Raw genomic sequence first — 22,860 nt, 5'->3', positions numbered from 1 at the left:
TAGCCCCGGACTAGTTTGGTGGTTGAATGCAGGGGAACGGTGGAATGGAGACTGTCGGTACAGGCGATCGGAACCTAAAGCCCGCTGGCCATTGGCCGCGGTCACTTGGCTTGTTGCTAGCCACTAGATGCGGCCTCGCGGCGACTGCACTGCTAATAATGTCGATTGCTCCGATAAATGCGCAATCGCTTGGTCAAGGGGTCGCCGCCTTCAAGCGGCAGAATTATGTCACGGCTTCGCGTGCTTTCATTCCGCTGGCCGAGCGCGGTAACGCGGCCGCGCAGTCCTATCTCGGCTACATGTTTGAGACCGGCCGTGGCGTGCCGCAGAACTATACGGAAGCTGCGATGTGGTACCGGCGGGCTGCCGAGCAGGGTGACAGCCTCGCACAATACTCCCTTGGGCTGCTTTATGATCGCGGGCTCGGCGTGCCGCGAAACATCATCGAAGCGTCCAAATGGCTCAACCTGTCGACCGCTGCCGCACCGCCACAGGCGCGCGACGCGAGGGCCCGGATCCGCGACGCCGTTACCACCAAGATGACGCGCGGAGAAATCGCCGAGGCGCGTCTGCGGGCTTTGGAATGGGCACCCAGCCGCGAGCGCTAAAGCGCGATGAGATTAGGATGAATCGTCATCGCTCTTTAGCTTGTTGTTTGAGCATGATCTTTTCGGAAAACCGCTCCACACTTTTCCGGATCAAGCTCTAGCCGGGCCAGAACACCAGCCGATCGGCCAGCCAGAATTGGTTAATCAAGCCCTGGCCGATCCAGCCGATCCAGATCGCCGGCGCGAAGAACAGGCCGAACGGCAGGTAAGCGGTTGCGCGCAACGGCTTCTTCTGCAGTGCTGCATTGGCAGCATAGGCTGCGATGGCGGATAACGCCGCCAGCTCTATTACCGCGACCACCGTAGTTAGTTCGAGCCAGGCGCCGGCGACGGCGGCGAGCTTGACGTCGCCGAGCCCAAGCCCGTCGCGGCCGCGCCAGCGCCGGTAGAGCAGCATCAGGAGCAGGAGTGGCAGCGCTGCGATAGCGGCACGAATGCCTGCCCAGAGCACGGCGCTGGCGCCGGCCCCGGCGTCGGACGGAAGCACTGCAGCGCGCAGCAAGGCGAGAGCCAAGGCCGCGGCCGTCAGCTCGTTGGGAATGATGTAGCGTTGCGCGTCGGTCGCTGCGATCGCCAGCATCAGGACGGCGAGATATGCGCCGCAGAGGCCTTCTTCGCCGGGGGCGGTGAGGAGGCTTATGATCACCGCGGCGCAGAGCGTCAGGCTGATGAGGAGCCGCAGGTCCCGCGGACCGTTCGCAAGTGATCCGGTCACGTCTTTCAGCGTGCCGTCTTCGGTGGAACGACGACGACAGGGTCGCTGGTGCCGACCAGGCGGCTGTTCATCTTGGTGCGCATCTCCTCAGCGATGACATGCGCGTCGACGCCGTCCTTGATGACGGTCGGCCGGATGAACAGGATCAGCTCGGTGCGGGCACGGGCGTTGGTCTGGTGCGAGAAGGCGTCGCCCATTCCCGGAATAGAGTCGAGGATCGGAAGGCCCTGGCGTTGCTTGTTTTCGGTCTCGCTGATCAGGCCGGCGAGGAGCACGGTCTGGCCGCTCGTCACCGCGATCGAGCTCTTGACCCGGCGCTGCGAGATTGTCGGTGTGAGCGTCGTGCTGCCCGCCGCCACGCTCGAGATCTCCTGCTCGATGTCCAGTACCACGTTGCCGTTGGCGTTGGAGCGCGGCAACACGCGCAAGATGATGCCGGTGTTCTTATAGTCGATGGTATTGACCACCGTGTTGTTCGCGGTCAGCACGGTCGCCGTGCCCGTCGAGAACGGCACTTGGTCGCCGACCTGCAACGTTGCCGTCTGATTGTCCAGAACCACCAGCGACGGATTGGACAGCACCTTCACGTCGGTGACGTTATGCAGCGCATCGAGCACGACGCGCGGCGAGTTTTCAGAGCCGATCAGAAAATTGAAGCCGGGCAACGCGCGCCCGAGCAGTGCGCCAGCGGCGGCGTTGACTGCGTTGCTCGCCGCCTCGGTGTTGCTGCCGATCGTCGCGCTGTTGCTGATGCCGGAGATGGTGTTCGAGACCGAGCCTTTCTGACTCGCGAGGAAGAACTGCACGCCATAGTTCAGCTGGTTGTTCAGCGTCACCTCGGCGATCGTCGCCTCGATCGCGATCTGGCGTTGCGGCCGGTCGATCTGCCGGATGGTCTGCTCGACGACGCGCTGGGATTCCTGGTTGGCATAGACCAGCACGGCGTTGTTGGTAACATCGGCAGTTATCCGCACGTTTTGCAGGACGGCGCTCCCGGCCGGCTTCGAGCCGGAGCCGAGCAGCGAGCCGGAGTTGTTATCCTGGCCGGGCGCACCGCTGGCTGCGAGTGCGGGACGGGCGCTCAGCGAGGAGCCCGCAGGCCCGGTGACCGGGGTTGCTGCGCCTGCGGCAGCCGTCGGAAGCGCGCTCAGTGACGCCACTGGATTGGTGCCAAGACCCGATGAGGACATCGAAACGCCGGAGCCCGGCGAAATCTGGCTCGACGAATTGTCGAGCGAAGAGCTGCTCGTCCCGCCTTGGCTGAAAAGCATGTCGTTCAACAGCGCGACCACGACCTTCGCGTTGCCGTAGCGAAGCGGGTAGGCCTTCATGTTCACGCCGTCGGTGTCGGAACGATCTAGCCGCGCGATCCACACCTGGGCGCGCTTGAGATATTCCGGCTTCTGGCTGACCACGAGGATGGAGTTGAGGCGCGTCATCGGCTGGAACTTGATCATGCTCTGGCTCAGGCCGCCTTCGCCCGAATCCATGATCTTCTCCATCTCGCTGATGACTGGCTCAGGCGAGGAGTTGCGCACCGGGATGATGCCGACCGATTGTCCGCGCATCCAGTCGGCATCGAAGGAGAGAATGGTGTCGATCGCCGCCGCGCGATCCGTGCCGCTGCCGGTGACGATCAGCGTGTTGCGCGTATTGTCCGGGCGCATGGTCGACGCCTTCACGCCGAATGCGTCGAGTAGCTTGAAGATGTTCTGCGCCGAGACGTAGCGCAGCGGCACGACGCTGATACCCTGGCCGGCTTCTGCAGAAACCGAGCGGTCGATGCCACCGGGGCCTGCTTCCGGCGCGGGGATGAGGCGATAGCTCGCGCCGCGATCATGCACCAGCGCAACGCCGGACATCCGCAGCGCATTCTCCAGCACATAGAGCGCATCGGTCTTTGGAACGGGGCGCACCGAGGCCAGGGTGATGGTGCCCTGCACGCGCGGGTCGATCGTGTAGCCCACGTTGAGGACATCACCGAGGATGACCTTGGCGACGGTTGCGACCGGCGCGTTCTCGAAATTCAGATCGTAGCCGCCGCCACCATCGTCGCGCTCGGCAAGCGCCCCGCCTTGTGGCGTCGAGCCGTCGCTGAGATAGATCGCGGGCTTTGACGATTTGGTCTGGGCGATGCCGCTCGCGCCCGTGTCTGCGGGTTGGCGAGGTTCGAGATCGAGCGAACGAATCTTGTCAGTGATATCCTGGGCGCGCGGATCGCTGGGATTGCGTTCGATCGACTGATCGGCCGTGACGATGCACGCGGTCAACAGGAACGCAGATGACAAAAGGATGACAGTTCCAGGCAACGCTGAGCGGAGGCGCGAAAGCGGCTGGACCACTCTAAACAAAGGACGCCTACCAACAGCACGAGTGACTGGAAACGCATCCGATCTTCATGATCAGGACGCGCAACAATTTGCGCCACGAATATGTTTTTGCTACGTAGCAAGTCAAGGGCAAACGCCTTCCGTCACGTGCGGGTGCGGTGCTTTCACCTAACAAGGTAAGCTGTGACTGCGATGCGAGACCTATCCGCAGATAGCTTCCGGCAGCATCTTTTCGAAAAACATTCGTTGCCACCGCAGGCGCGCGCGCGCGCAGAGACGTCGAACAGTTCGGCGTTGAACCGACCTTTGCGCGAATTGTGGGAGGCGACCGACCTCTCCGCAGCCGAATTCGCCGACGAGGTCTCCGATTATTTTGGTTTGACTCGGCTGAGCCTTCCGCAGCTTCTGACGACGACGCCGTGCTTGAACGGTTTTTCGCGCCGCTTCCTGCGTGAATCGACAATCTTCCCGTTTCGTGCGCCCAATGATGGCTATCGATTGGCGATTGCCGACCCGTCGGATACTGCAGCCATTCGCGCCGCCGAAATTGTATTCGGCGCACCGGTCGACATCGTAGTTGCTTCATATGAAGATATTACGACAGTTCTCGACCAGCGTGCAGACGCGGAGGATGCGAGTGCGGATGACGCCTCAAAGGACGTGGTGCAGCAATCCGATGACGACATCGAGAGCCTGCGCGATCTCGCGAGCGGCGCGCCTGTGGTCCGCGCGCTCAATGATCTCCTCGAGCGCGCAGTGGAATTGCGCGCGAGCGACATTCATATCGAGCCGTTCCGCGCCGGGCTCGTGCTACGCCTGCGCGTCGATGGCCTCTTGCGCGCTCTGCCCTCGCTGCAGGGAATCCCGCCCCAGGCGTTGATCTCGCGGGTGAAAATTCTCGCCGGTCTCAATATCGCCGAGCGGCGATTGCCGCAGGATGGTGCGGCGCGCGTGCGCGTCGGACGCAGCGAACTCGACGTCCGCGTCGCGACCATGCCGACGCAACATGGCGAGAGCGCCGTTATCCGTCTGTTGCCGCGCGACCGCGGCCTGCTCGAGATGAGCAAGCTCGGTCTTGCCGCGCGCGATGAGAGCGTGATGACGCGGCTGCTTGCCATGCCGCACGGCATGATCGTGGTCACCGGGCCAACCGGCAGCGGCAAGACCACGACGCTTGCCACCATGCTGTCGATCCTGAACGAGCCGACGCGCAAGATCCTCACCATCGAGGACCCCGTTGAATACGAGATTCCCGGCATCAACCAGTCACAGGTCAAGCCGTCGATCGGGCTGAGCTTTGCCTCCGCCATGCGTGCCTTCGTGCGTCAGGACCCTGACGTGATCATGGTCGGCGAAGTCCGCGACGCCGAGACCGCGCATATTGCGATCCATGCCTCGTTGACCGGCCACCTCGTGCTGACGACGCTGCACACGGAGACTGCGGCTGCCGCCGTGCCTCGCCTCATCGATCTCGGCATCGAAGGGTTTCTGCTGAAGTCGACGCTGCGTGCGGTGGTGGCGCAACGTCTCGTGCGCGTGTTGTGCGACCGCTGCAAGGTGCCGCACGCGCTGACCGAGACAGATCTTGCCAAGGATCCGCGCTTTGCCGTGATCGGCTTCAGGGCGGGCGAGGTCGTGCACGAGGCCGGTGGCTGCGAACGCTGCGGCGGCACCGGCTATCGCGGCCGCAACGGCGTGTTCGAGATCCTGGAAATGTCAGACGATATTCGCCGACTGATCGGGCCGCAGACCGATTCTCACTCCATCGACGCTGCGGCGATGCAGGGCGGAATGACGACGATGTTGGAGGATGCGGTCGCAAAATGCCGCGCCGGGCTGACGACCGTGCCCGAGGTCTTCCGCGTCACGACGGTCCGCTGATCCGATGCCGAACTATCGCTACCGCGCGCTCAATGCCAATGGCGAGCTGGTCTCCGGCGCCATCGCCGCACCCGCACCCGGCGACGTCGCGCAGCGGATCGAACGGCTCGGCCTCGTGCTGGTCGACAACGTCGCGCTGGAGGACGGCGGTTCGGCCCGCAGCGCCTTCAGCGTCTTCAACAAGCCCAAGCTCGCGGACGTCACGATCTTCACCGCTGACCTTGCGCTGCTGCTTCGCGCGGGCGCCCGCATCAATGACGGTTTGGAGCTGCTGTCAGCCGACCGCGATCTCGGACGGCTGCGGCCCGTGGTCGCCGACATCCGTTCGCGCGTGCTCGCCGGCGAGAGCTTTGCCGAGGCGCTGCTGCGGCACGGCACGTTGTTCCCACCGATGTATGTAGCGCTCGTTCGGGTGGGCGAAGCATCGGGGTCGCTCGACCAAGTGCTCGAGGTGCTGGCCAACGAGCGGACGCGAACGGAGGCGCTGAAGCGCAAGCTCAGCGATGCCATGCGCTATCCGGTCTTCGTGCTGGGCGCGGCCGCTTGCGTTCTCTTGTTCTTCCTGACGTTCGTACTGCCGCAATTCGCGAGCGTGTTGCAGGACTTCGGCGCCAAGGTCGACCCGATGCTACTGGTGTTCCTGAACCTGTCGACTTTCCTGCACGACAATTCGGATGCGGTGCTGGCGGGGCTTGCCGCAACGATCGCGATCCTGTGGCTGGTGTTGCGGCAGGAACGCATCCGTCGCGGCATTTCGAACGCGATCACGCGGCTACCGGCAATCCGGGGCATCGTGAGCTCGTATCGCACCGCGCTGTTCTGCCGGAACCTCGGCGTGCTGCTCGGCAGCGGGGTCAATCTGACGACCACGCTACGTATTCTCATCGACATGATGGCGACCGCTGGCCCCTCGACGGTGTGGAGCGAGGCCGCCGACCGCGTCCGCCACGGCACGAAACTATCCGATGCGCTGGCCGAGACCGACGCGCTGCCGGCAATGGCGGTGCGCATGCTCAGGCTCGGCGACGAGACCGGGCAGTTGCCGATGCTGTCTGGCCGCGTCGCCGATTTCTTCGAGGCCAAGCTGCAGCGCACGCTCGACCGCGCCGTCGGCATTGCAGGCCCTGCCGCAATCATCGTGATTTCGGTTGTGGTCGGCGGCCTGATTGTGTCTGTCATGACGGCGTTGATGTCGGTCAGTCAAATTGTCGGCTAGAGCATGATCCGGAAGAGTGCGAAGCGGCTTTCCGAAGAGACTGCACAAACAGTAGCCTGGCTACGGAGGGGGTTGAAGTGACTAGAAATTCAGTCGCACTCGCAAAGCGCGGGCGGCGCGGGCGACGAGGGGAGGCCGGCTTCACGCTGGTCGAGATCCTTGTCGTCATCACCATCATTGGCCTCATCATGGCGCTGGTCGGCCCGCGGGTTCTGAATTATCTCGGCGAGTCCAAGGCGAAGGCGGCCAAGATCCAGATTGAGAGTTTTTCGAGCGCGCTGGATCTCTATTATCTCGACCTGGGCCGTTATCCCTCCACCAACGAAGGGCTGGCCGCACTGGCGCGCAGCAACAATGTACCGGGCTGGAACGGGCCGTATCTGCGTGGCGGCGTCGTGCCAAACGATCCCTGGGGACACGGCTATGTCTACCGCGCGCCCGGCGAGCGTGCGCCCTATGACATCATCTCGCTCGGATCGGACGGTCAGGAAGGCGGCAGTGGAACGGCAGCCGATATTGCCAGCGGCGGGCGCTGAGACCGCGTTCGATGCGCGCGGCTTCGCGCTGATCGAGATCCTGTGCGTGCTCGCCATCATCGGCTTGCTCGCTGCGATCATCCTGCCGGCGATCCCGCGCACGACGACGCGCACAAGGCTGGAGAGCTATGCGGTCGCGACCGCGGCGCTGCTGAAGGCCGATCGCAGCACGGCGCTGCGTCGTCAGGTCAGGGTTACGACGCAGGTGGATGCCGAGGCTCGCGCGATCCGCTCTGGCGTCACGGGGCGGGTCCTCCGCCTGCCGAACGACGTGACCGTACAGGCAATGCTGGCGGCACGCTGCGCCGACCGTGCCGCCGGGCGAACGATCGATTTCTTCCCGTCGGGTATGTCGTGCGGCGGCGTGATCGCGCTGGCACGGCCGGGCGTGGGCTATGAGGTGCGCGTCAACTGGCTGACCGGAGGCGTCGAAATTGTCGCGCAGAAGCTGCTCTAGAGGCGAGGCCGGCTTCACTTTGATCGAGGCGCTGGTGGCGCTTGCGATCATCGTGGCCGTGCTAGGTACGATCGGGACAGTCATCGCCACGACGGTGCAGGGGACCCGCTCGATCGATCAGCGCCTGGCGCTGGCCGGAGCGGCGGAGACGTTGCTGGCGCAATTGCCGCCGCGCGCGCTGCTCAGGCCGGGGCGGCAAAGCGGCGAGCTCGCGGGCAGCCGTTGGCGCATGGACGTCACGCCGATGAACGTGCCAGGCGGCGATCCCGCGACCGACCGCTTCGTGCCATTATCGGTCAATCTCCGACTCCAGCGTGCCGACGGCAGCGCGTTCCAAATCACGACCGTGAAGCTGGTGCCGAGGGCCGCGCAATGAGGGCGCTGCGCCGCGCATTGGCCGAGGAGGCGGGCTTTACGCTGCTCGAAGTGCTGCTGGCGACTCTGTTGATGACCGTCATCCTCGCGGCTCTGGCGACGGTTACCGCACAGTGGCTGCCGAACTGGAATCGCGGCATCGCGCGCGTGCAGCGGGCCGAGCGCGTTGCCACCGGGCTTGATCGCATCGTCGCGGACCTGTCGGTCGCCGAGCAGCTGCCGATGAACGCCGACAGCAGGACCCCGCTATTCGAGGCTTCCGAGCTGGCGGTGACCTTCGTGCGCACGGCGCTCGGTCCCAACGTGCACCCGGGACTCGAGATCGTGCGTCTGATCGAGAAGGCCGATGCGCGCGGGCTTGCGTTGGTGCGCGAGCGCGCGCCGTTCGCACCGATGCCGTCCGACGGCCAGATCCGCTTCGTCGACCAGGTGGTGCTGCTGCGCGCGCCGTTCCGCGTGACCTTCTCCTATTCGGGGCCGGATCAGGTCTGGCAGCCGACCTGGCGCGACCAAGCGCAGCTGCCCGAGCGCATCCGCGTCACCGTGCGCGACAGTTCGACGGGACAGGTGTTGGCGGTTTCGGGCGCTGTGATGCCGCACATCACGACACCCGCCGAATGCGCGCGCGCCAAGAATCCCGCGACATGCGCCACCGCGCGTGCAAAGCCGGAACAGGCCGAGAAACAGGAGTAGCAGCTGTGATGCTCAAGGTCGTCGCGCGACGCCGCGGGAGCGCGGCCGGACAGACAGGCGGCTTCATCGTCGTCGCGGTGCTCTGGATGCTGGCCGCGCTGGCGGCACTCGTCCTGATCTACCTGACCTATGTGACGAACACGACTGTAACGGTGGCCGGCAACACTGATCATATCCAGGCCGACGCGCTGGTGAGCGCGGGCGTCGAACTTGCCGCCTATCAGCTGATGGCAAAAAGCGAGACGCGCCCGACCAGCGGCACGTTCAATGCCCGCATCGGTGCGGGACGGGTGTCCGTGACGTTCCGTTCCGAAGCCGCGCGCATCGATCTCAATGCCGCGCCGAAAGGGCTGCTCGCCGGATTGATGATCGGGCTTGGCATCAGCGAGACGGATGCGGCGAGCTATGCCGACCGCATCCTCGCCTGGCGCGCATCGACCGAGGCGGGCAGTGACGATCCGGAGAATTCCTACTATCGAACGCTCGGCTCGGACTATCTGCCGCGCCATGCGCCATTTCCGCACGTCGACGAGCTCTGGCTGGTGCGCGGCATCCCGTCCGCAGTAATCGAGCGCATGCTGCCCTTCGTTACCGTGTTCAGTAACATGCGGACCGTGAACTTGCTTGACGCGGCGCCCCAGGTGCTGGCGGCGCTGCCGGGCATGACGCCGGAGACATTGCAGCAGATGTTGCGCGACCGGGACGATCCCAACGTCAATCCGCGCTCCTTGCTCGGACTTGCCGGCGCCGGCAGCGCCACACTGGACGGCTCCAATGCGTACCGGCTGAGCGTCGCGGTCGAGTCGACCTCACGTCGGCGCAGCTCGGCCGAAATCGTCATTCTGCTTCTCGAGGGCACCGACGAACCTTATCGTGTATTGTCGTGGCACAACGACCTGGACGGCTCCGCCGGAAAGCCTCTGTGAGATGAATTTACTGCAATCGACACGCGCCATCCTCAACGCCTGGACCGGCACGGTCGCTGCGACCATCGTCGCCGGTTTCGAGCGGATGGTGTCGCCGCGTCTCGTCCGGCTTGTCGAAAGCGAGAGCGGAGAGTTTGCGCTGGAGGCCGCCAACAGGCCGGACAACGTTCCGGCCGGGATCGCTTTTCGTGACGGCGAGTTCGCCGCGGCCAATCTGGCACCGGTGCTTCGCGGAAGCCGCATCGAGATCGTGCTGCGGCCGACGCGCTTCCTATTCCGCCCGCTCGAATTGCCGGCCCGCGCCGCCGATTTCCTCGAAGGCATCGTGCGAGCGCAAATCGACCGGCTGACGCCGTGGAGCGCCGGGGATGCCGTATTCGGCTGCGGCGCGCCGTTGGCAAGCGGCAGCGAGGCCATCACGACCGTGATCGCCGCAGCGCCGCGCAAGCTCGCGATGGGCTATGTCGACGCGGTGTCAGCCTTCCATCCCTCCGCAATCGCGATCTGCACTGATGTGGCCGAACCGGGGCAGGCCCGGATCAAAGTGTTCGAACAGAAGTCCCGCGGCGCCATCGACCGGGCCCGCCTGAGCCGCATGCTACAGATCGTGCTCGGCGTCGCCGCCGTCGCAGCAGTCATCGCTTCCGTTCTCACGAGCTATCTGGCCGACAGCCTCAGCGTGCAGGAGAACGAGCTCGAGCGGCAGATCACCCAGCGCCGAGCCGCGCTGCGCACGGGAACCGATGGCGGCGAACGTTCGCCGCTCGCGCTTCTCGAGCGTCGCAAATACGAGACGGCGGCGAGCGTGATCGTGCTGGAGTCGTTGAGCCGCGTGCTGCCGGATCACACCTATGTCACCGAGATGCATCTCGCGGGCAATAAGCTGCAGATCGCGGGCATCACGCATGATGCGCCGTCGCTGATCCCGCTGATCGAGCAATCCCAGCATTTCACCCGCGCGACATTCTACGCCCCGACCACGCGCTCGCCCTCGGACCCCGGTGAGCGCTTCCATATCGAGGCGCAGATCGAGCCGAGGAACGTGCCATGAGCGCCCAAAGCACCATGACGCGCGCCCTGACTACCTCGCCGTTGATCGCGGTGACCCTTTATGTCGCCATGACCGGTGGTCTTCTGCTCATGGCGGGGCTCTCGGTCGCCGACGTCTTCGCCCATCGGCAGGCGTTGACGCAGACCTCCGATCTGCTCGACCAGTTGCGCGGCCGCAAGGCCGGCATCGGTGGAAAGGCCGCCTTGTCGGCCGACCATCCGGGCACGCCTTTCCTGGAAGGACCGACCGTGACGGTTGCGGGCGCCAATCTTCTGCAGCGCGTCGCCTCCGCGGTCGGTAGCGTCGGCGGCTCGGTCCAGTCGTCGCAGGTCGACGTCTCCGGCGCCCAGACCAAGGATGGTCTTGTCGGTCTCGTAATCAGTTGCGAACTGGAGCAATCCAGTTTGCAGAAGCTGCTCTATGATCTCGAAGCCGGCATGCCGTTCCTGTTCGTCGACCAGCTCGATGTCCAGGTGCCGCAGACAACGACCCTGAACGATACCGGCACCGGCCGCGTCAGGGTGATCCTCGGTGTTTCCGGCCAGTGGCAGGCGGGAAAGTAGGCTCATTCACCAGTTTGTCTGTGGAGCAAAGTGTTTCGGAACGGAGAGCGCAAGGCCGGCAGGTGGGACGTGTTCCCCGGTTCTCGTCGTCGTTTTGATTCGACGCGGGTTGATGGCGCACCGCATTGGAACTAGTTTGCCGACTTGGCCGCGCCACGCGGTGGTCGGTCGCAGGGGGACTGTCGATGATCGCACGGCTGGGACGGATCGGATTGGCCGCGCTATGGATCATCCCTGCCCTGAGCACAGGGGCGATGATGGCGGCGACCTCGTCCCGAATCGATATGCTGCCCGAGGATACCGTCAGCAATTCGACTGACACCGTCGACGTTGGCGCAATGCGCCCGATCGCAAAGCCGGCGCAATCCGCAAGCAAGCCGGTCCCCCGTGGTAACCCGCTCTGGGCTGTGCCGCTGTCGGCGCTTACCGCGACAGAGGAACGCCCGATCTTTTCGGCGACGCGCCGGCCGCCGCCGCGGGCCGTGGCGGCCTCGCCAGGCGAAGAAGCCCCTGCGCCGCCGCCCCCGAAGGCGACCGAGGCCCCGCTGCCGCTCGTTCTGGTCGGAGCCGTGGTCGGCGAGGGCGACGCCATTGCGATCCTCATGGATCGCAACGATCAGAAAGTGATCCGGATGCGCCAGGGTGAATCGCGGGCAGGCTGGTCATTGAGCTCCGTTCAGCCGCGCGAAGTTACTTTCAAGCACGGCGACCGCAGTGAGGTGCTGGCGTTGCAGCGGCTGGACGTGCGGCCCCCGCAGTCCGATCCGAGTGGCGCGGCTGCCATGCCCCCGGGGGCGGGCGGCAAGCTGACCACGCCAGTTACGGGCGGCACCGCGTCCTTCACGCCCCGCTCGACGTCGAAGGAGGGCGGGTCGGACGGTCTTTGAGCCGGGGTGTTCTGACCAAGCATGTCACAGGTCGACGTTAAGCTTCGCCAGACAGTAGCCGAGCAGGACTGCAAATCCGATAAAGGCGGCGCCGATTAGTCCCACGCCCAGCACGCTGATCCACAGACGACTTTTTGGGGTACGATCGGGAAAAGGTTCAAGCGAACGCAATGCGGGATCGCTGATCGACGAGGGCGACGCCATTGCGATCCCCATGGACCGCACCGTCCAGAGAAAGCGATCCGCATTCGTCAGGCTGAATCGCGCTTCGGCTGGTCATTGAGCTCCGTCACGCCGGCGGCGGCGACACCTCTTTCGTGCCCTTCGTGCCTGCCCCGGCAATTGCTACTGATTCCGCCGTTCCCGCATTTCTGGACCAGCGACGTACTCGCGGCTTGGCAAACCGGGACCCAAGCTTGATGCCATTGCCTAAGCCCTTCAATCGCCTTAAGACGCGCTTTCAAGGCCCAATCTGGTCGCCCGAAAACGTATGTTCCGTTGCTGAAATCGACCGGCGATCGAGCAAGGTCAGGCATGGCCTAACCGTTGGAATTGGTGTGAGAAAAAGTCCGCCCGATCTGCTCGGAAATTCGGCTTGGAACGCGATTGCGTTCGTGGTGGCGGTAGCACTCAATCTGGCCATCCTGCCGTTCGTCGTGCTCCGCCTTGGCCCAGCTTCTTTCGGCGTCGCAGGGCTGGTCACAGCCTGCATCGCACCGGCGCTCGTGTTCAGCAATTCGCTGGCGATGTCGACCGCACGCGAACTCGCACAACGATTGACGCCGTCCGATCGCGCTGATGCGCGAAGGTTGTTTGCAACGGCCATGGCGCTGGCAATCGGTGCAGGCACCCTGATCGCCGTCTTCTATGGCTTCGCCGGCGCGCCGCTCGCGCGCCACGGATTCCATCTCAGCGGACCGGTCGCCGATGATCTCGAGCGCGCCTTTGCATTGGCGAGCTTCGGCTGGCTGTGCCAATGTTTGTCGTCAGTTCTTCTCGCGCTGTTCACGGCCCGCCAGGATTATCGGCGGATTGCGTCGATCAGTATCGTCAGTACGGTTACCGCGACCGGATCCATGCTGCTCCTCGTCCCATCTGCGCCGCATGCGTCGACATTTCTCGGCTGTCAGGCATTAGGCTTTGCGAGCAGCCTGCTCGCGACGCTCGGCTGGTCGCGCCAGGCGATCGGCGATTGGTTGGCGCGACCGGCGGTTCATCGCGGTGCGCTGCAAAGTCTGGTGCACCTGGGTGGCTGGCAGCTGGTGGCCCAGGGCGGCGCGCTATTTGCCGCGCAGGCAGACCGCTATCTCCTCGGCGCACTCTTGCAGCCGCAATTCGTGGGTTTCTATGGCGTCGCTCAGCGCCTTGAGGAGGCTGTCTATATCGGGGTCCTGAAAATCGGCGAAACTCTGTTTCCGTTCTTCAGTTCGCTGCACAAGGAGGCGGAAGACCGCAAGGTCGATCTGCTGCTTCGCTCCTCCTGGATCCTCAACGTACTGGCCGCAAGCGCGCTGGGCGGGCTCATTCCGGTGGCCGGACCGCTGCTGCATTTGTGGACCGGTGCCGAGGTCGCGGCAGAAGGCGAGAGGGTGCTTGTGGTGCTGTCGATCGCCGGCATCCTGGGATCGAGCGCAAATGTCCTTGCATTCTATTTGCTGGCACAGGGACGATCCCGCGCCAATGCTCTGATCTCGCTTTGCACCGGCGGCGTCACACTCGCAACCAGCCTCATCGCGCTGCCGCGTTTCGGCTGGCAGGCCGCAGGCTGGAGCGCCTGTGTGGGTATGATCGCACAGATGATCACGACGGTCCTCGTAGTGCGGTTCAGTATCAAGATTGCGGGTATTTGGTCACGCGTGCTCCATTTCATGCTGATGCCGCTCGGTGTCGGGATCCTGGCGGCGCTGGCACTTCGCCATGGGTTCGATCGCTTCGCGTTCGAGTCCGCGCCGGCATGGTGGTACGTCGGCGGCGTGGCGTCGCTGTCGGCTGCGACTATCTTTGTCGCCGCCGTCACCGCGTCGCAGCTTGGTCCCTATCGCGCCGTCTGCTGGCGCGACCTTCGCGCCGTCGTCGGCCGTTTCATCCCGATCAAGGCGGCCTAGGGAATGTGCGGAATTGCCGGCATATTGGACCTTCGCGGCAATGCCGTCGCACCGGCCGACATCAAGCGGCTGACAGACCTGCTCGCGCATCGAGGCCCCTTCGGCGAAGGCATCTGGTCCAGTGCGGACGGGAGCCTCGCGTTCGGCCACCGTCGCTTGGCGATCATCGATCCCAGTCAGGGCGGCTATCAGCCGATGGTGTCTGCCGAAGGTCGCCACGTCATCGTCTTCAACGGCGAGATTTACAATTTCCTCGAGTTGCGCCGCGAGCTCGCGGAGCGGGGAACGGTCTTCCGCAGCCAGTCCGATACCGAGGTGATCCTCGCGGCCTGGCAGGCCTGGCGCGAGGACATGCTGCTGCGCTTCAACGGCATGTGGGCGCTGGCGATCTTCGATACCATCAGCGGCGAGTTGTTTCTGGCGCGCGATCGCTTCGGCATCAAGCCGCTGTTGTATGCTCTGTCGCCCGAACGCTTCGTCTTCGCATCCGAGCAGCGTGCGCTGGCGCGGAGTGGATTGATCGATGCGTCGATCGATACCGAGGTAGCGCGGCGTATGCTGCTCGATGCGTTCGGCGTCGAGGGTAGTGAACGGACGCTATTCCGCAACGTCCGCCGGCTGCAGGCGGGCCACTGCATGTGGCTGCGCCATGGCGGGGTGGATGTCCGGCGCTGGTGGCGGACCGTCGACCATCTGCCGGACACCCCGCGCACCGAAGCCGGGCGCGTGGACCGTTTTCGCGAGTTGTTCCAGGATGCCGTGGCCTTGCGGATGCGGAGCGATGTCCCGATCGGGACGTGCTTGTCCGGAGGCTTCGATTCCTCGGCGGTGATTTGCGCGATGGCGGCGCATGAAAGTGCCGGCATGGGACCGCGCGACAGCACTGCATGGCGGCACGCCTTTGTTGCGACGTTCCCGGGCGCCGCGAACGACGAACGGCCGATGGCCGAGGTGGCGGCCGCCTGGGCCGGCGTCGCGCCCACGTTCCTTGAAATCGGGCGCGGCGATGCGTTGACCGATATCGACCAGATCCTGGACGACAATGACGACGTCTATATCGGGCTGCCCAGCGCCGCGTGGCTGATCTATCGGGAGCTGAGACGCCACGACGTGACGGTGTCGCTGGATGGCCACGGGGCAGACGAGCTGATGGGCGCATATCTGCAGGACGGACAAGCGGGCGCCTTCCGAATTCGGAATGCGGCGGCCGACCTTGCGTCACGCTCGGCGCTGGCACGGCGCGGCGTCGATCTCGTGCGGGCTTTGACGGTCAGGGCGAGGGGGCACTACTTCCTGCGCGGCGGCCTGTTGAACGTTCCCGACGAGCTGCCGCTGGTTGCCGAAAACGACGAGTTGCCGCGCGAATGGGGCGCCTTGAACCGCCGGCTCTACCGCATGTTCCACAGCACGGTGCTGCCCACCATTCTGCGCAACTTCGACCGCCTTTCGATGGCGCATGGCATCGAGGTCCGCATGCCGTTCATGGATTGGCGCCTCGTGACTTATACGATGACGCTGCCGGAATCGAGCAAGCTGTCGGACGGCTACACCAAGGCCGTCGCGCGACGGGCGATGGCCAACCTGATGCCGGAGCAGATCCGGACCGCGCGGCGTAAGGTCGGCTTCAATTCGCCGATGCCGGAATGGCTCAACGGACCGCTTGCCGGCTGGATCGCAGCCTTGCTCGACCGCAAGGTGCCGGCATTCGCCGAGCTGGTCGATGAAGCCCGCCTGTCTGCGACGGTCGGCCGCTTGACTGCGGCCAAGGCGTGGGACTGGGAGACGGCCGGCCGCATCTGGCCGTATCTCAACATGAAATGGATGCTGGCAAGGTACGCTTAGATATGCGGGTGTTCCAGAACTGCGGTCTCACTCCCTCCTACCTTACGCGCCTGAATCGCCTGGCATCACAAGGCTTGAGCTTTCGTGAACGGCGCGATGTGTTTCTGCAAGATCGGTTCGGCGCGCTTCATTTTCTGCAGCCTGTGCTTGACCGTGATGCAAGTGCGTTCTTGACCTGTGCCAACGATAGCCGTCTACAAGGCCGGTGGGCACGCGAACATGGTGTCCGCCAGGGAGCAGCGCCGGAGGACATTCTGCTCGCACAGATCGAGCACCACAGAACCGAAGTGCTCTACAACCTCGATCCTGTCGCTTTTCCGAGTTCCTTTGTTCGCAAGCTGCCCGGCTGCGTGAAGAAGACACTCTGTTGGCGTGCGGCGCCGTCGGGAAACGCAGACCTAAGGGCCTATGGTGCGGTGCTCGGAAACTTCCCGTCAATTCTACAGTCATGGCGCGACAAGGGGTGCCGGGCCGAGTGGTTTTCGCCTGCAATAGATCCCGCAATGAGCGAGTACGTGCAGGATGAGCGCCCCATCGACGTGCTGTTTGTCGGTGGCTACTCACGGCACCATTCAGCGCGAGCAAGAACGCTCGAGAAGGTGGCTGCTCTCGCCGGAAACCGACAGATCGTCTATTGTCTTGACTCGTCGCGTTTGACAAGGCTTGCGGAGAGTTGGATCGGCTACCTGCTGCCGCTCCAGAAGCATCGGCGTCCGAAGATAGTTGCGGGGATCGCCAAGCCGCCGGTCTTTGGAAGAGAGCTCTACGAGTTGATCGGGCGATCCAAGATCGTCCTCAATGGGGCGATCGATATGGCGGGCCAGGATCGCGGTAACATGCGCTGCTTCGAAGCCATGGGATGCGGTGCGCTGCTGGTTTCGGACGCTGGCCACTATCCCGAGGGAATGGTCGCCGACGAAACGATGCTGGTCTATCACGATGAGAAGAGTTGTCTTGAGCAGATCGAGCGAGCTATCTCCGACTGGACCGATGTACGGCAAATAGCCACGAACGGTCGAATTCGAGTCAATGAAGTCCACACTAAGGCGCGTCAGTGGAGCCTCTTTCAGACTATCGTAGGGCGTCTCTAGCCATTTGACGCATCGCTGCGAATGTCGTCCATTGAAGGTCGAAGCCCGATTTTTGGGAGGTGTCCTGTGCACTTTCGGGCGGAGACGTCGGCGCCATATAAGAGGAAACCTTGATGTCCAGCCCCGCCAGCCTTGCGCGCCACTGCGCAAGATTCATAGACGGGATCAATCTCCATTTGCTCGCCCAGCGGCTCATCGGGCGTGCCACCTGCCGTTTGCAAGAGGGGGCTTTTCTGGCTCACTGCGCAAGGATCAGAAACGCGCTTGGCGATAGCGACCAGATCGTCATCGGCCCCTATTCGCACATCAGGGGCGAACTGATGGTTCTTGGTCACGGCGGCCGGATATCAATTGGAGAATGGTGTTACGTGGGCGTGGGGACGCGGATTTGGTCGGGGGTGTCGATCCAAATTGGCAATCGGGTCCTGATCTCACATGCAGTGAATATTTTCGACAATCTCTCGCATCCAATCAAGGCTAGCGAGCGGCACGAGCAGGCCAGGCAGATTTTTTCGACGGGCCACCCCAGAAAGGTTTTTCTTGATGATCGTCCAGTTAAGATAAGCGATGACGCCTGGATCGGCGCCGGCGCGATGGTCATGCGCGGCGTGACGATTGGGGAGGGCGGGATCGTAGCCGCGGGAGCGGTTGTCACCAAGGACGTTCCGGCCTACGCGATTGTTGCCGGAAATCCCGCAACCGTCGTCAGGGAGTTGTCTCCGGATGAGCGATGAGACAATCAGCAAGGCATCGGATCGGCAGCCGATCCGGTTTGCCGTTCGGAATGCGGCTAGTTGAGCATAAGAAAGTTCGATGTCCATCTGGGTCACAGGCGCTAACGGGTTCATCGGCCGCCATCTCGTTCGCGAGCTGGCGCGGACCGGCAATGGCATTCATGGCGTCGGGCACGGTGCGCTCGACCCATCCGAAGCGCGCCGGCTCGGCCTGCAGACCTGGACCAATGGCGAAATCGATGCGGCTAACCTGAACATGCTTTCGGCCGCGCATGGGTCGCCCTCGCAGGTCTTTCACCTCGCGGGCGGCTCTTCCGTCGGGCTGTCGATCGAGCGACCCTTTGAGGACTTTTCCCGAACCGTGTCCAGCACGGCCCGCCTCCTGGAATGGCTGCGCGGTTTTGCACCTCAATGCCGGCTGGTCGTTGCCTCGAGCGCGGCGGTCTATGGCGCGGACCATGTCGGCCCGATCTCGGAGGACGCGACGCTGGCGCCGATGTCGCCCTATGGCGAGCACAAGCTGATGATGGAGCAGCTGTGCAGAAGCTACGCGCGCAGCTATGGAATAGGTTGCGCCGTCGTGCGCTTGTTCTCGGTCTACGGACCGAACCTGCGCAAGCAATTACTCTGGGACATCTGCTCACGGCTGAAGGCTGACGAGCCTGTCCTGACACTCGGCGGGACAGGAGCTGAAATCCGGGACTGGACCGACGTCCGCGACGTCGTCCGATTGCTGGCGTGGATCGGACAAAGCCCGCAACCGGACGGTCTTTGCGTGATCAATGGAGGCTCCGGGGTGGGAGCGAGCGTGGCCGAAATCGCCGTTCAACTGGTCAGGAACTGGGAAAGCAGCACCGTCGTCCGCTATTCCGGTATTGCGCGCCCGGGCGATCCTGCGAGCCTGCTCGCCGATCACCGACGTCTCGGCGAGATGAAATTCGACTGGCGGATTCCCCTCGAGCGCGGGCTCGCTGACTACGTGGATTGGTTCAAGGGTCAGGACCGTGACTGAACAAGCGGCGCTCCGGGTCGCTTTCACCAATATTCCCAGGCGCCTGTGGGCGGGGGGGTACAACTATCAGCGTAATCTGTTCGAGGTCTTGAACCGCCATCGTCCCGGCGCGATCACGCCGGTCCTGTTTGCAGGCGCGGCGGATGATGACGATGAGATCGCTGCCTTCGCGCGGATCCCGGGCGTGGAGGTGGTTCGCTCGCCGGTGTTCGATCGTGCAGGCGGCCATCTCTTCCGCGCGCTCGCCTTCGGACTCGATGCGCCCGCGTACGCGTTGTTCCACGATCACAACATCGACATGGTGTTCGAATCCGCTCGGTTCTTCGGTTGGCGCTTGCCATTTCCCGCGATCGCGTGGTTTCCGGATTTTCAGCATCGTCTGCTCCCGCATCTCTTCTCCAAGAGCGCGTATTGGCGGCGAGAGCTCGGCTTTCGCGTCCAGATCGCGTCCGGCCGGCACATTATGTTGAGCAGTGATAGCGCGCTTGGCGATCTCCGGAAATTCTATCCCGGAGTGTCGAACGGCGTCTCGGTGGTTCGGTTTGCAACCGAGCCGCCGGCCGGCCTGCTCGCCACCAACCCGTCCGACGTGATCGCGAAATACTGCCTGCCTCCGCGCTATTTCTATCTGCCAAATCAGTTCTGGCGGCACAAGAACCACCGACTCGTGATCGACGCACTCGACGTGCTGAAACGTCGTGGCATCGAGGTCGTCGTCGCGGCATCGGGGAGCACGCAGGACTTTCGTGAACCCGATTATTTTGAGAACACGATGAGGCAGGTCAAGGCGCGGGGCCTCGCGGTAAATTTTCAGCATCTCGGCATGATCCCGCTGGAACACGTCTATGCTCTCCTGCGCGCGTCGATGGCGCTCATCAATCCTTCGGAGTGCGAGGGTTGGAGCACCACCGTGGAAGAGGCAAAGTCGTTCGGCGTTCCGATGATCCTGTCCGACCTCGATGTTCATCGCGAACAGACCGACGGGGGGGCGCGATACTTCGGTATACGCAATCCCGAAGCGCTGGCCGATCAAATGTCAGATGTCGTGCAAAGAGCCGAGCCTGGGAACGTCCGTGATTTGTTGCCGAATCTGGAGGAGCGCGTAAAGGCGTTCGTTGCGGACTTCGTCCGACTTGCCCGAGGTGTCAAGCAAGCGTCGCGCGCCGAGCCTTCGATCAGGACAGGCGGGTGAGGGCAACGCGCCAGCAGAACGGCCCCGTCCGAGCTTGAGTTCAAGTCGGATCCCGCATCACTGATGATGCGGGAAAGGAATTTCATGCGAATAAGTAGTCTGCGAGCGATGGGAGTCGGCCGTGTTGAGCCCCGGCTTTCGCGAGGTAGTGCCATTGGATACGAACAGTTGCCGCGGTGTTAAGTACCAAAGCAGACATAGGAGGGCTGCACCATGAGTAGCAATGGCCACGGACAGCGGGACGTTCAGCAAGATTTGCGGCAGCATACCGGCCGAAACCAAGATAAAGCTGGGTGGCAAGCTGGCCGAAACTCGATTTGCAAACGAGACGATTACGCCGCAAACGAATGCTGAAACAGGGGCGAGCCACAGGCCAACTGACGCAATTCCTTCTGTTGCAAACAAGGACGCATTGAAGTGGCCCAGGTGGTACTCATTGTGCATGATGATCGAAAGCTGGTCACGGTAGGGGCAGGTCAAGATGGTCTTGAGCAATGAGACATGACAGAAATGCGTGAGCTCGTTGCGCGAAAAAAAGTCGTTGTAAACGTCCATGGCGAGTGCCGGGATCGCAAGCATGCGGAAATTTACAATCGAGAACGGTTGACCAGCAGCAGTGAATCCAAGAGGCAAAAGAAGAAGGCCGAAGGTCATCGGTAGAAGTAACGAGAGTACAACCACGTTTCTCGGAGATGTCCTTGCTGACAGCAGCTGAAGAAACGTAAGCCAAAGCGGAGCAAACAGAGCGGTCTTAGTCAAGGTGACGGGGAAAAGCAGGAGCTGCAGCAAGACGACGACGACCAAACGTCTGTACCACTGACGCGCCAGGGAATACGCAAAGGCAAATGGCAGGAGTGCGCTAGAACTAATCCAGACCAGATAGCCTATCGGTCTTGGAACCAAGATCGTCTCGCGGGCATCGGCGAGCGCTCCCGTGAGAGGGATAGAAAAGCTGTAGTAGGCTCCTGACGCAATAACGAATGCGGACAGGCATATGGCGAGAGAAACAATGCGATCAAAGGTTGTAATCGAGACCTCCAGGGAATGTTTCAACGACCTGCCCAGGAGGAGCGCAGGAAGCAGAAATGCTATGCAAGAGATCGCAGCCGACCAGCCAGCGAGCAAATGATTGTACGGAAACTCGCTGAAACAGATCAGCCAAAGAAAGCACGATGTCATGCTGAAAAAGTAAAAGCCGACGAAATAGCCTATGGAGAAAGGACAGAAGACAAATAGACCGCCCACGACTGAAAACAGGGTGACCGCCAGCAATGCGACCCACAGCGCATCAAGTCGGAAATGAATGTGATAGACGTTAGCGTCTATGAGAACCTTGGGAGTTGCGGTTGCGATTACAACTAGTGAGATGCAGCAGATCGCAACATGAAGAGCAATCAAGATGCTGAGCTGCTTTTCAGTCCTGCCGAACTGTGACATCTTGCGGGCCAATGCGAGTTCAATCGTAGGATGAGTATACATCGGGGCGCCAAACACTTGCTCTGACTAGATTGTCGACCTAAGAAGCTCAATGCAACTTGCAGTGTTGGTTTTAGGAACGTGAGATTCGGATGAAATGAGGTGTCAGGGCAAGAAAATTATCATTCTGATGGCGACGTACAACGGATCGGAACATATCGAGGAGCAGCTACAGTCGTTGGCCTCGCAAACCCATGCAAACTGGGAGCTTATTGTTTCGGATGATGGTTCCACGGATCAGACGCGCGAGATCGTTCATCATTTTTCGCAAGCAGTATCCCAGAAAGTCACCATAATCAAAGGGCCGCAGCAAGGTTTTTGGAAGAACTTCCTTTGGCTTGTAAACCAGGCAGGCCAAGCGCAGGGGGATCTCTTTGCGTATTGCGATCAGGATGACGTTTGGTTGCCTGAAAAGCTTGAGAGGGCGACCGATTGGTTCGAGAAGACAGCGCAAGAGAGGCCGGCCCTCTACTTCGCAAGAACAGAGCTGATTGATGAGGCCGGAAAACCAATTGGTTTTTCGCCGTTATTCTCCCGCCAGCCGAGTTTTCAGAATGCCCTCGTGCAGAATATCGGGGGCGGGAATACGATGGTTATGAATAGGCCAGCGAGGGCTTTGCTTGCACAGACACCCAAGACCGTAAACCTCATCGCGCACGATTGGTGGACCTACCAACTGGTGACGGCAGCCGGTGGAAGTGCGTTCTATGATCCCTTACCGTCTGTGAGATATCGTCAGCATTCGCAAAATCTAATCGGGTCGAACAGAGGCATACGTCAGCGTTTGACTCGGACAATGGCCTTTGGAAGTGGACGCTGGAGGGGCTGGAATGACGTAAGCCTCGCGGCTCTTGGATCAATCAGGGGCTTGTTCACACCGTCGGCTTTGGCGACGCTTGACGACTTTTCGCTCGCACGACGAAGCAAATTGGCCGATCGGATACGGCTGCTGTGGCGTTCGGGCGTGTATCGTCAGAATGCGACTGAGACGATAGCGATGTATGTTGGCGCCATTTTCGGACGGATATAGCGCTTACGCGACGGCGGGTACATCCTCGGTATAAGGGTGAGCAGCTCGGGCTCCATATCGCCGAGCGTCCTTTCCCCGCGCTCCATCTAACGGCTTTGGTGCGCCGAACTTCCAGCAGAGACCTCGGTCATGGCTTCCCC

The 22,860-nt window shown here is 62.5% G+C and carries 22 protein-coding genes; 18 read left to right on the top strand and 4 right to left on the bottom strand.

What is annotated here, in order from left to right; translation table 11 throughout:
* Positions 1 to 158 precede the first annotated feature (158 nt).
* Positions 159 to 608, top strand: coding sequence for a tetratricopeptide repeat protein (locus Q3C01_RS39280; RefSeq protein ID WP_458150684.1), 450 nt, complete (start codon positions 159 to 161; stop codon positions 606 to 608).
* Positions 609 to 705: 97 nt separating this feature from the next.
* Here Q3C01_RS39280 and Q3C01_RS39275 read toward each other — a convergent pair whose 3' ends face one another.
* Together Q3C01_RS39275 and gspD are read right to left on the bottom strand one after the other, a co-directional pair.
* Positions 706 to 1,323, bottom strand: a complete 618-nt coding sequence (locus Q3C01_RS39275) for a prepilin peptidase (RefSeq protein ID WP_458150683.1) — start codon at positions 1,321 to 1,323, stop codon at positions 706 to 708.
* A 5-nt stretch (positions 1,324 to 1,328) separates the two neighbouring features.
* A complete protein-coding gene (gspD, locus tag Q3C01_RS39270) occupies positions 1,329 to 3,611 on the bottom strand; it encodes a type II secretion system secretin GspD (protein WP_458150681.1) in 2,283 nt (760 codons plus the stop codon).
* 234 nt (positions 3,612 to 3,845) lie between these two features.
* On the opposite strand from gspD, the gene Q3C01_RS39265 reads away from it, so the two are divergent.
* The 10 genes from Q3C01_RS39265 (at position 3,846) to Q3C01_RS39220 (ending at position 12,238) form a co-directional block, all read left to right on the top strand.
* A complete protein-coding gene (locus Q3C01_RS39265; protein WP_458150680.1) occupies positions 3,846 to 5,534 on the top strand; it encodes a GspE/PulE family protein in 1,689 nt (562 codons plus the stop codon).
* A gap of 4 nt (positions 5,535 to 5,538) precedes the next feature.
* The gene (locus Q3C01_RS39260) at positions 5,539 to 6,750 is read left to right on the top strand and encodes a type II secretion system F family protein (protein ID WP_458150679.1); all 1,212 of its coding nucleotides are present in this window, start codon (positions 5,539 to 5,541) and stop codon (positions 6,748 to 6,750) included.
* A gap of 77 nt (positions 6,751 to 6,827) precedes the next feature.
* Positions 6,828 to 7,286, top strand: coding sequence for a type II secretion system major pseudopilin GspG (gene gspG, locus Q3C01_RS39255; RefSeq protein WP_458150678.1), 459 nt, complete (start codon positions 6,828 to 6,830; stop codon positions 7,284 to 7,286).
* Positions 7,249 to 7,743 (top strand): pilus assembly FimT family protein, encoded by a 495-nt coding sequence (locus Q3C01_RS39250; RefSeq protein ID WP_458150677.1) that lies wholly within the window; start codon positions 7,249 to 7,251, stop codon positions 7,741 to 7,743. Before gspG ends, Q3C01_RS39250 begins: the two co-directional genes overlap by 38 nt.
* Positions 7,721 to 8,119, top strand: coding sequence for a type IV pilus modification PilV family protein (locus Q3C01_RS39245; protein ID WP_458150676.1), 399 nt, complete (start codon positions 7,721 to 7,723; stop codon positions 8,117 to 8,119). The genes Q3C01_RS39250 and Q3C01_RS39245 overlap by 23 nt, the downstream gene beginning before the upstream one ends.
* On the top strand, positions 8,116 to 8,811 hold the full coding sequence (locus Q3C01_RS39240; RefSeq protein WP_458150675.1) for a hypothetical protein: 696 nt from the start codon (positions 8,116 to 8,118) through the stop codon (positions 8,809 to 8,811). The genes Q3C01_RS39245 and Q3C01_RS39240 overlap by 4 nt, the downstream gene beginning before the upstream one ends.
* 8 nt (positions 8,812 to 8,819) lie before the next feature.
* The gene (locus Q3C01_RS39235) at positions 8,820 to 9,737 is read left to right on the top strand and encodes a type II secretion system minor pseudopilin (protein ID WP_458150674.1); all 918 of its coding nucleotides are present in this window, start codon (positions 8,820 to 8,822) and stop codon (positions 9,735 to 9,737) included.
* Between the two features lies 1 nt (position 9,738).
* Entirely contained in the window at positions 9,739 to 10,788 is a 1,050-nt protein-coding gene (locus Q3C01_RS39230; RefSeq protein WP_458150673.1) for a PilN domain-containing protein, read from the top strand.
* Positions 10,785 to 11,351: a type II secretion system protein GspM gene (gene gspM, locus Q3C01_RS39225; protein ID WP_458150672.1), complete on the top strand. Its 567-nt coding sequence runs from the start codon at positions 10,785 to 10,787 to the stop codon at positions 11,349 to 11,351. Before Q3C01_RS39230 ends, gspM begins: the two co-directional genes overlap by 4 nt.
* 185 nt (positions 11,352 to 11,536) lie before the next feature.
* On the top strand, positions 11,537 to 12,238 hold the full coding sequence (locus Q3C01_RS39220; protein WP_458150671.1) for a hypothetical protein: 702 nt from the start codon (positions 11,537 to 11,539) through the stop codon (positions 12,236 to 12,238).
* Positions 12,239 to 12,262: 24 nt separating this feature from the next.
* Here the strand turns inward: Q3C01_RS39220 and Q3C01_RS39215 are convergent, their stop codons facing one another.
* Complete coding sequence (locus tag Q3C01_RS39215) at positions 12,263 to 12,454, bottom strand: hypothetical protein (protein ID WP_458150670.1); 192 nt, start codon at positions 12,452 to 12,454, stop codon at positions 12,263 to 12,265.
* A gap of 341 nt (positions 12,455 to 12,795) precedes the next feature.
* Between Q3C01_RS39215 and Q3C01_RS39210 the strand changes: the two genes are divergently transcribed.
* From Q3C01_RS39210 to Q3C01_RS39185, 6 genes are all read left to right on the top strand, one after another.
* A complete protein-coding gene (locus Q3C01_RS39210; protein WP_458150669.1) occupies positions 12,796 to 14,343 on the top strand; it encodes a lipopolysaccharide biosynthesis protein in 1,548 nt (515 codons plus the stop codon).
* Between the two features lie 3 nt (positions 14,344 to 14,346).
* Entirely contained in the window at positions 14,347 to 16,185 is a 1,839-nt protein-coding gene (gene asnB, locus Q3C01_RS39205) for an asparagine synthase (glutamine-hydrolyzing) (protein WP_458150668.1), read from the top strand.
* Positions 16,161 to 17,276 carry a glycosyltransferase family protein gene (locus tag Q3C01_RS39200; protein WP_458150667.1) on the top strand — a complete coding sequence of 372 codons (1,116 nt, stop codon included), beginning with the start codon at positions 16,161 to 16,163 and terminating at the stop codon, positions 17,274 to 17,276. The genes asnB and Q3C01_RS39200 overlap by 25 nt, the downstream gene beginning before the upstream one ends.
* 113 nt (positions 17,277 to 17,389) lie before the next feature.
* Positions 17,390 to 18,010, top strand: a complete 621-nt coding sequence (locus tag Q3C01_RS39195; RefSeq protein WP_458150666.1) for an acyltransferase — start codon at positions 17,390 to 17,392, stop codon at positions 18,008 to 18,010.
* A gap of 79 nt (positions 18,011 to 18,089) precedes the next feature.
* Entirely contained in the window at positions 18,090 to 19,022 is a 933-nt protein-coding gene (locus Q3C01_RS39190) for an NAD-dependent epimerase/dehydratase family protein (protein ID WP_458150665.1), read from the top strand.
* Positions 19,015 to 20,214 carry a glycosyltransferase family 4 protein gene (locus Q3C01_RS39185; protein WP_458150664.1) on the top strand — a complete coding sequence of 400 codons (1,200 nt, stop codon included), beginning with the start codon at positions 19,015 to 19,017 and terminating at the stop codon, positions 20,212 to 20,214. Before Q3C01_RS39190 ends, Q3C01_RS39185 begins: the two co-directional genes overlap by 8 nt.
* A gap of 57 nt (positions 20,215 to 20,271) precedes the next feature.
* On the opposite strand, the gene Q3C01_RS39180 is transcribed toward Q3C01_RS39185, so the two are convergent.
* Positions 20,272 to 21,663, bottom strand: coding sequence for a hypothetical protein (locus Q3C01_RS39180; protein ID WP_458150663.1), 1,392 nt, complete (start codon positions 21,661 to 21,663; stop codon positions 20,272 to 20,274).
* Positions 21,664 to 21,820: 157 nt separating this feature from the next.
* On the opposite strand from Q3C01_RS39180, the gene Q3C01_RS39175 reads away from it, so the two are divergent.
* Complete coding sequence (locus Q3C01_RS39175; protein ID WP_458150662.1) at positions 21,821 to 22,720, top strand: glycosyltransferase family 2 protein; 900 nt, start codon at positions 21,821 to 21,823, stop codon at positions 22,718 to 22,720.
* Positions 22,721 to 22,860: the final 140 nt, after the last annotated feature.

The sequence above is a fragment of the Bradyrhizobium sp. UFLA05-109 genome, assembly GCF_054185165.1.
Note: the sequence above shows the minus strand (reverse complement) of the source record. Positions and strands in the feature narration are given on the sequence as shown.

What these genes read in the sequence shown, in the direction of transcription:
- Q3C01_RS39280 (WP_458150684.1), top strand. Translation starts at nt 159, where the DNA reads ATGTCGATTGCTCCGATAAATGCGCAATCGCTTGGTCAAGGGGTCGCC.
- Q3C01_RS39265 (WP_458150680.1), top strand. Translation starts at nt 3,846, where the DNA reads ATGCGAGACCTATCCGCAGATAGCTTCCGGCAGCATCTTTTCGAAAAA.
- Q3C01_RS39260 (WP_458150679.1), top strand. Translation starts at nt 5,539, where the DNA reads ATGCCGAACTATCGCTACCGCGCGCTCAATGCCAATGGCGAGCTGGTC.
- Q3C01_RS39240 (WP_458150675.1), top strand. Translation starts at nt 8,116, where the DNA reads ATGAGGGCGCTGCGCCGCGCATTGGCCGAGGAGGCGGGCTTTACGCTG.
- Q3C01_RS39235 (WP_458150674.1), top strand. Translation starts at nt 8,820, where the DNA reads ATGCTCAAGGTCGTCGCGCGACGCCGCGGGAGCGCGGCCGGACAGACA.
- Q3C01_RS39230 (WP_458150673.1), top strand. Translation starts at nt 9,739, where the DNA reads ATGAATTTACTGCAATCGACACGCGCCATCCTCAACGCCTGGACCGGC.
- gspM (WP_458150672.1), top strand. Translation starts at nt 10,785, where the DNA reads ATGAGCGCCCAAAGCACCATGACGCGCGCCCTGACTACCTCGCCGTTG.
- Q3C01_RS39220 (WP_458150671.1), top strand. Translation starts at nt 11,537, where the DNA reads ATGATCGCACGGCTGGGACGGATCGGATTGGCCGCGCTATGGATCATC.
- Q3C01_RS39215 (WP_458150670.1), bottom strand. Translation starts at nt 12,454, where the DNA reads ATGGGGATCGCAATGGCGTCGCCCTCGTCGATCAGCGATCCCGCATTG.
- asnB (WP_458150668.1), top strand. Translation starts at nt 14,347, where the DNA reads ATGTGCGGAATTGCCGGCATATTGGACCTTCGCGGCAATGCCGTCGCA.
- Q3C01_RS39200 (WP_458150667.1), top strand. Translation starts at nt 16,161, where the DNA reads ATGGATGCTGGCAAGGTACGCTTAGATATGCGGGTGTTCCAGAACTGC.
- Q3C01_RS39195 (WP_458150666.1), top strand. Translation starts at nt 17,390, where the DNA reads ATGTCCAGCCCCGCCAGCCTTGCGCGCCACTGCGCAAGATTCATAGAC.
- Q3C01_RS39190 (WP_458150665.1), top strand. Translation starts at nt 18,090, where the DNA reads ATGTCCATCTGGGTCACAGGCGCTAACGGGTTCATCGGCCGCCATCTC.
- Q3C01_RS39175 (WP_458150662.1), top strand. Translation starts at nt 21,821, where the DNA reads ATGGCGACGTACAACGGATCGGAACATATCGAGGAGCAGCTACAGTCG.